The sequence below is a fragment of the Moorena sp. SIO2C4 genome (assembly GCF_010672485.1).
In the GTDB taxonomy this organism is placed as follows: domain Bacteria; phylum Cyanobacteriota; class Cyanobacteriia; order Cyanobacteriales; family Coleofasciculaceae; genus Moorena; species Moorena producens.
Map to the genome: position 1 here is coordinate 1 of NZ_JAAHGN010000566.1, position 4811 is coordinate 4811.

Consider the following 4811-nt stretch of genomic DNA (forward strand, 5'->3'; position numbering starts at 1 on the left):
TCTTCATGGGCAGTGCTGACAAATAAGCCATTCGTCCAGTATTGCAACATATCCCCCAAATTAATCACAAAAGCATCTTCTAAACAAACCGCATCAATCCAGGCATTTTTGGCATAAACCCGTAGGGAAGGGGTTGGGAAATACTCTTGGATTAACACGGTGAAGATGCCGGTATCTGTGTGTTTTCCGGCAATGCCATACTCAGGAGGATAGTAATTGGCTCGATGGATCAGGATTGGATCGTCAAAATAAGGGTCAAACCAATCCGCGTCTAGGTTCAAAGCCACAGCCAGCCCCCTGAGAAGGTGGGGAACAATTTTGGTCAGGATTTCCCCTTGAAGCTGATAGTGGAATGCAGCAAAACCAGGGGCTACAGTGTCATCAGGAATCAAGGTAGGACCAGTAAACGGCTTGTCTGAAGGTGGATGTTCTATGCCAAGGTCAAAAACTTCCTTGGGATCAGGACCAACCTCTTCATGGAAGGTTTCGCCATAAAGGGGAATGTAGCCCCTAGAGGTGTTGGGATAAACGGTTTGTTTGTCTTGGCCATAGGCTTTTTTAATGTCCTCTTGCAACTGGAAAAAGTTACGAGAGCTGTCGATGGTTTGTTGAACTAAATCGGCGGAAATGCCATGATCTTTCAAATAGAAAAAACCATGATCTAAGCAGGTGTTGTAGAGGCGTTTGTGTTCTTCGTTACCTGATTTTGACCCATTGAGGTCTGTTAATTTTGTTAATGAAATTACGGGTAAGGTATTCATTTATAATTCTCCTGATTTATGTAGCAATTAGCGCGATCGCAACTAGGGCAAAACCTGGTTAACTGACAAAAAGTGAAGTCAAAAGTGTTCAAATGCTTATGGTTCGAGGAGTTGCAGGACTTGACTAAAGTGAGTAGGAGCTCCAAGGTTTCTACGCCTAACATCTCCCAAGGTCAGGGGTCCAATCCGGTTGTAGCCCCACACGAGTTTATAAATCCAACTTCGTTTATATTAAGTCATAACAGCGATTTCTTCACTGGTTCTGCCTTGGGCTAGCAACCAGATGATTTGATAGTGGGAGCGTTCAATCGGATCTTTCCCTTGATGATAGCGCTGTTCTAGTTCTCCTATACTCAGATGGGGTTCTATGCTGATTCGCTTGGGCATCAGTTTGGAGCTGGGTCTTGCATCTGTGATATATTACGGTTATTTAATGCAACTAGATATTACACAATAGCAGGAGGCAGAGGGGTAAATCTTTGACTTCTAACTCTAAAGCCGGTTTTTTCGTATAATCGATCAAGGAAATGCCCGTCACAACTCTGGTGCGAGTGTGCAGAAAACAGCACAACAGAATCACAGACCAGGGCATCAATTCCAAAATTTGACCGCTAGCCCAAGCTTTGTGAGTATTAATGCTTAGTAGAACTATTGGAATTCTTCGGGATTTGCCAACTGGATTTTCCCATGATGCCGCCAAAGAAATTGAGCAAGCAACTTCTCTGCCATGGCAAGAAAATTCTTACCGTGAGTATACAAGTCAGGGATATGAAGTTTTGTCACTCTTTAGTAAAACTGGAGACTCCACCGATACAATTATTGAAGATTGCAGCCCAAAAGCAACTCTTGAACTTGATAAATTGCCAACAATACGTTCATTTTTAGAGCATTGCAATCTATCGTTGATGTGGGTTAGATTAAACAAGCTTGCTCCAGGTACTTGCTTTTGGGAACATCGAGATTATTCTGAATTGTCTGAGAAGCAGAAAGTCAGGCTGCATGTACCAATTTCCACATCACCAGATAGCTACATGGTTTTTCAAGATACATCAGTTCACTTGAAGCCAGATACTCTCTGGCTTTTACGACCTGATTCTGATGTACATGGTTTTATAAATGGACAGTCTGTAAGAATCCATTTAATCATAGATGCTTATCTAAACAATGAACTCAGCAATGAAATTGATCAAGTATATTTACTTGAAGAAAGTGTAACCATACTGCCTGAACCAACCCCTGATATCTACAATAAACTACTTAGCCTTGCTGCTAGACTTGTTGATGAGAATCGAGAACACGATGCTGAGGAAATGCTACTTACAACCTTTTTGCAATACAATCAGCCCTTAGGTTTTTCCTATGACTTAGTTGTCAGTTTGTACGAAAAATCTTCCAGGCTTGAAAAGGTGCAGGAATGGATTAGTAGAAAGTATAGATTTTTGCATCAAGAGGAACTTCAAAATGTCAAGAATAAATAGGAGCAGCCAGATCATGCAACAAGATCATATTGAAGGTAAGATCATTGACGGTCGTCTTGGACAATTTCACAGAGATGTGCATGCCCTCACTTATGATCCAGATAGGCTAGAGAGAGCATATGATAAGCATGCAGAGAATTACGATGAATTTCTCTTGGACTTAGCTGGAGACGGTACATCTGGCTGTAGTCACTATACAACCCTATTCTTTAGTAGGCACGTGCCAAAACATAAGGGTCTGCGCATCTTGGATGCAGGGGTTGGTACAGGTATTGGTGGAGTTGAACTGATCAATCTGGGTTACAATCCTCTCTCGATCATAGGTGTTGATCTGTCCTCAAAAATGTTAGCGCAAGCAAAGAAGCGAGGAATTTATGAGGCACTTCATCATGCCTGCTTCCCAGAAACAAATGAAATTTTGCAGCCAGATGAATTTGACGCAGTCCTGTGTGCTGGAGGGTTCAGTCATGCAGCAATGCCTGATTCCGCAATGCCTGAATTTGTAAGAGTCACTCGACCAGGAGGGTTTGTTGTATTTAGCGTTCGCAAATCTGTGTATGACAAGTCTGATTCAGCGATAACAGCCATGATCAAACGCCTAGAAGAAAATCGATCCTGGAAGATTGTTGCTCAAGAGTGTGGGGACTATCTACCTGCTGATGGGGTACAAGCAGTTTACTTTGCCTGCCAAGTTCTTTAGTACAGGCTTTTGCGCTCCTAACTAGGGCTTGCTGAAAAAGTAGCGGAAAAATCGGAGGCAATGGTTAGATGAATTAAACTGACTCAAGAGATAAGTTTTTCGGGTCTACAATGAGTTTTTAATAATAACTGATAATCAGTCAAGCCCCAATGGTCTCACTGTAAGCATTCAGCCGTTGGCCATTCGCGTAGCGTGGCCAACTGCCAAGGCCAAGGCTCATGGTAAGCGAACAGCTTAAAATCAACCTATGCAAGCCTATGTCCACGCTACGCAAACGTTAGAATTTAATAGTTCGAGATTTTACCTCTTTAGCTGAAAGCTGATTGCTGATAGCTGAATACTTATAATTACTTTAATTCCTGAGCCCGACCTGCCCCTGTTTTATTCACCCAAATTGAATTAAAGTTTTTCAGCATAATGTCAGTAGCATTGATCTTTTTATCGGTTCCGATCGGTTCAAATGTTGCGTTGACATCTGGATAAACAAAGAAAGGAATCGAAATCCGACTCCTCGAGACTGTATGAATCACTTCGTGGGGAGTACTCACAAACAAACCATTTGTCCAAAGTTGCAACATATCCCCCAAATTAATCACAAAAGCATCTTCTAAACAGACCGCATCAATCCAGGCATTTTTCGTATAAACCCGCAGGGAAGGAGTAGGAAAATATTCTTGGATTAACACAGTAAAAATACCGTTGTCTGTGTGTTTTCCTGCCACACCACTTTCAGAGGGGTAGTAAATGGTTCGATGGATCAGGATTGGATCGTCAAAATAAGGGTCAAACCAATCCGGTTCAAGGTTCAAAGCAACAGCCAGTGCCCTGAGAAGGTGGGGAACAATTTTAGTCATAATTTCCCCTTGAAGCTGATAGTGGGATGCAGCAAAACCAGGCGCTACAGTATCATCAGGAATCAAGGTCGGGCCAGTAAATGGCTTGTCTGAAGGTGGATGTTCTATGCCAAGGTCAAACAGTTCCTTGGGATCAGGACCAACCTCTTCATGGAGGGTTTCGCCATAAAGGGGAACGTAGCCCCTAGAAGTGTTGGGATAAACGGTTTGTTTGTCTTGGCCGTAGGCTTTTTTAATGTCCTGTGGCAACTGGAAAAAGTTACGAGAGCTGTGGATGGTTTGTTGAACTAAATCAGCAGAAATGCCATGATCTTTCAAATAGAAAAACCCATGCTCTAAGCAGATGTCATAGAGACGCTTGTGTTCTTCGTTACCTGAGTTTGAACCATTGAGGTCTTTTAATTTTGTTAATGAGATTACGGGTAATGTATTCATTTCTAATTATCCTGATTCATGTAGCAATTAGCGCGATCGCAACTAGGGCAAAACCAATACCAATCATTTGTTTTAGGGTCAATGTTTCGTGCAAAACAACCAACCCCAGGACAATGACCACTAAGGGATAAAGGGCTGATAGGGTAGAAACGATTGCCATAGAACCTTTAGAAACTGCCTTGATATATAGCAGAAGTCAGAAGTCAGAAGTCAGAAGTCAGAAGTCAAACTCTTGCGCTTACAAAGGGTGTGAGACTTTTGTCATGTCCTAACTGCCCTGGCGACTGCTATAAAATAGCACCCCCAAAAAGTTCAGCATACCTGCAATAATGGCTAAAATAGCGCCTTTTGGATGGTTTTTCAAGCTATTACCAAGGTTTATCAGGATAAGTAAGGCAAGGATTGTTCCCCCTAATCCCTGGTAGACAATGGCACTTTTAGCGCTAATGTACTGATCAGAAAATTTAGGTAAGAAAGCCCAAAATCCCCAAGATAAAACTGTGCCTAATGTGGGTATAAACCATTCTTTAATCTATTTATTTATACACCGCGATCGCTTCACCCAAAACATCAAGTATTGGCT

At 42.1% G+C, this 4811-nt stretch carries 6 protein-coding genes and 1 pseudogene; 2 read left to right on the forward strand and 5 right to left on the reverse strand.

Annotated features, from left to right (window positions below; genetic code table 11):
- From F6K20_RS24550 to F6K20_RS40860, 3 genes and pseudogenes are all read right to left on the reverse strand, one after another.
- On the reverse strand, window positions 1-761 hold a 761-nt coding region (locus F6K20_RS24550; RefSeq protein ID WP_287296363.1), incomplete at its 3' end, for a 2-oxoglutarate and iron-dependent oxygenase domain-containing protein.
- Between the two features lie 231 nt (window positions 762-992).
- Window positions 993-1148 (reverse strand): hypothetical protein, encoded by a 156-nt coding sequence (locus tag F6K20_RS24555; protein WP_193431371.1) that lies wholly within the window; start codon window positions 1146-1148, stop codon window positions 993-995.
- Window positions 1149-1269: 121 nt separating this feature from the next.
- Window positions 1270-1368 (reverse strand): annotated as a pseudogene (locus F6K20_RS40860) (IS982 family transposase); the annotation flags it as partial.
- A gap of 28 nt (window positions 1369-1396) precedes the next feature.
- On the opposite strand from F6K20_RS40860, the gene F6K20_RS24560 reads away from it, so the two are divergent.
- Both F6K20_RS24560 and F6K20_RS24565 read left to right on the forward strand, forming a co-directional pair.
- Window positions 1397-2239, forward strand: a complete 843-nt coding sequence (locus F6K20_RS24560; RefSeq protein WP_071102336.1) for an aspartyl/asparaginyl beta-hydroxylase domain-containing protein — start codon at window positions 1397-1399, stop codon at window positions 2237-2239.
- Window positions 2223-2939, forward strand: a complete 717-nt coding sequence (locus tag F6K20_RS24565) for a class I SAM-dependent DNA methyltransferase (RefSeq protein WP_229419733.1) — start codon at window positions 2223-2225, stop codon at window positions 2937-2939. Before F6K20_RS24560 ends, F6K20_RS24565 begins: the two co-directional genes overlap by 17 nt.
- Before the next feature lie 347 nt (window positions 2940-3286).
- On the opposite strand, the gene F6K20_RS24570 is transcribed toward F6K20_RS24565, so the two are convergent.
- Both F6K20_RS24570 and F6K20_RS24575 read right to left on the reverse strand, forming a co-directional pair.
- Window positions 3287-4228 (reverse strand): isopenicillin N synthase family dioxygenase, encoded by a 942-nt coding sequence (locus F6K20_RS24570; protein ID WP_287296364.1) that lies wholly within the window; start codon window positions 4226-4228, stop codon window positions 3287-3289.
- 16 nt (window positions 4229-4244) lie between these two features.
- Entirely contained in the window at window positions 4245-4388 is a 144-nt protein-coding gene (locus tag F6K20_RS24575) for an EamA family transporter (RefSeq protein WP_008186167.1), read from the reverse strand.
- Window positions 4389-4811 lie beyond the last annotated feature (423 nt).